This is a genomic window from Planktotalea sp., from assembly GCF_039984035.1.
Lineage (GTDB): Bacteria > Pseudomonadota > Alphaproteobacteria > Rhodobacterales > Rhodobacteraceae > Planktotalea.
Window position 1 is genome coordinate 1 of the sequence record NZ_JBDWVM010000476.1, and the last position, 2296, is coordinate 2296.

The following is a 2296-nucleotide window of genomic DNA, read 5'->3' on the forward strand; positions in this document are numbered from 1 at the left end:
CTCGGTGATATCCCGCTCGCTCGCCCCCGTGCGCGCCGTGGCGCGTATGTGCATGGGGATTTCCTCAAAATTGCCCGTTGCGGCGAGCAGCGCAAGGGTCAACATAGACCGCTCACGCGCGGAAATACCGGGGTTTGCCCATACCGTGCCCCATGCGCCTTCCGTGATAAGGCTCTGAAAAGCTTGATCAAGGGTCGTGATCTTGGCCGAGGCCTTGTCCACATGGGAATCGCTCAGCACCGCGCGGCGGATCTGCATACCCGCCTGCGTGCGATCAGAAGGAATTGGGTCGAACCCTGCGATGAGCGCCGCCAATTGCTCTGGCATTTCGAGGCAGGGCAAATGGCCGAGGCTTTCAAAAATCTGGGCCTTTGCATTTGGGATCGTCTCTGCGAGGGCCTGCACAGCCGCAGGCAATACAGACTTGTCATGCTGCCCACCAATGCACAGGCAAGGCACCTCAATCGCTTTCGCAAAAGCACTTAGATCAGCGTCGCGAATAGCGCGGCACGCTGCGGCGTATCCCGCATTAGATGTGCGCCCCACCATTGTTTGATGCAAGGCCATACGATCAGTGCACGCCGCATAGTCCGGCCCAAACCAATTGTTCACGATCATCGCGGCGCAGCTCTCAACACCGCCCTCTTCGACCAAAGCGATCCGCTCCGCCCAACGTTCTGCCGTGCCAATCTTAGGCGCCGTATTGCACAACGCCGCAGCGCAGATCACATCCGCCCGTTTGGCTGCCAAAACCTGTCCAATCATTCCGCCAATAGAAACGCCGCAGAACAAAACGTCTGTGATGCCAAGCGCATCGATCAAATGCGAGGCGTCCTCGGCTAGTCCTTCGATACTCTCCGCGACACCAGAGCTTTGCCCGTGTCCGCGCAGATCGTAAGTCAGAATGCCGTATCCCTTTGGTAGATGCGCGATTACATCATCCCAAATGCTTTGATCACTGCCGAGCGAATTGGCAAAAACAATCGTGCGGCCCAAACTGGCGCGATGCCGATAGGCAATGTGGGCGTCGTTAATTTTGATCACATCCATAACATCACTCCAACGGTAGGCCGACATAGTTTTCAGCAATTGCTTTCGAGGCTGCCTCGGATGATGCGATATAGTCAAATTCAGCCCGTTGCATCCGTTTATCAAACGGGGCGTTGTCGGGGAACTGATGCATCAACATCGAGAGCTGCCAAGAAAAGCGCTCAACCTTCCAAACACGGTTCAGGACAGTTTGGGAATAGCTGTCGATATGGTGATCGTTGCCGTCATAATGCGACATGAGTGCGCGCGCCAGCAAACGCACGTCCGCCACCGCAAGGTTCAAGCCCTTCGCCCCCGTGGGCGGGACGATATGCGCTGCATCCCCCGCGAGGAACAACGCGCCATAGCCCATCGGTTCGGCCACGAAAGAACGCAGCGGCGCGATGGATTTCTCGAACGACGCACCGATCTGTAGATTGGCGGCTGTGTCGGGGCCAAGCCTTTTGGCAAAGGCCTCCCAAAAGCGATCATCGGACCATTGAGACAGATCATCGTTCACATCACATTGGATGTAATAGCGGCTGCGCGTTTCAGAGCGCATCGAAGCCAGTGCAAAACCGTCTTCGTGATTGGCATAGATCAATTCATGGCTCACGGGCGGTTTATCGACGAGTATCCCGAGCCAGCCAAATGGATAGACCCGTTCGAACGTCTTCAAAACATCCTGAGGAATTGCCTTACGCGACACGCCGTGAAAGCCATCACAGCCCGCGATATAATCGCATTTGATCACATGCTGCACACCATCCAATTCAAACTGCACACTTGGTTCGCCAGACTTCAGATCGCTTGGCACGACATGTTCAACGTTGAAGAAGAACTGTTGCCCAGCGGCGGTGCGCGCATCAAACAGGTCTTTGGTCACTTCTGTCTGCCCATATACCATCACCGATGATCCGGTCAGGCCAGCCAAATCGATGCGGTGGCGCACCCCGTCAAAGGCCAATTCGAACCCGTCATGGGGCAATCCTTCTGCGTGAACGCGCTCTGCAACGCCCGCCTCTTCCAAGGCTTTGACGGTCCCCTGCTCCAGCACACCTGCGCGCACGCGCCCTTCGATATAGGCGCGGTCCTTTCGGTCCAAAACGATGGTATCGATCCCCGCGTTGGACAAGAGCTGCGCGAGCAACAAGCCACTGGGGCCAGCGCCAATGATACAGATTTGAGTTTTATGAATAAGCGTCACAAGAGCTCCTAAAGAACGCGTGGCAAATAGAGCGAAAGGATGGGCAGCGCGATCAGCACA

At 56.1% G+C, this 2296-nt stretch carries 2 protein-coding genes; both read right to left on the reverse strand.

Features of this window, described 5'->3' with window-relative positions:
* Window positions 1–1050, reverse strand: a 1050-nt coding sequence (locus tag ABJQ89_RS21550; protein ID WP_348498205.1) for an alpha/beta fold hydrolase, incomplete at its 3' end; no start/stop codon positions are given.
* A 4-nt stretch (window positions 1051–1054) separates the two neighbouring features.
* Window positions 1055–2236 (reverse strand): 4-hydroxybenzoate 3-monooxygenase, encoded by a 1182-nt coding sequence (gene pobA / locus ABJQ89_RS21555; RefSeq protein WP_348498206.1) that lies wholly within the window; start codon window positions 2234–2236, stop codon window positions 1055–1057.
* Window positions 2237–2296: the final 60 nt, after the last annotated feature.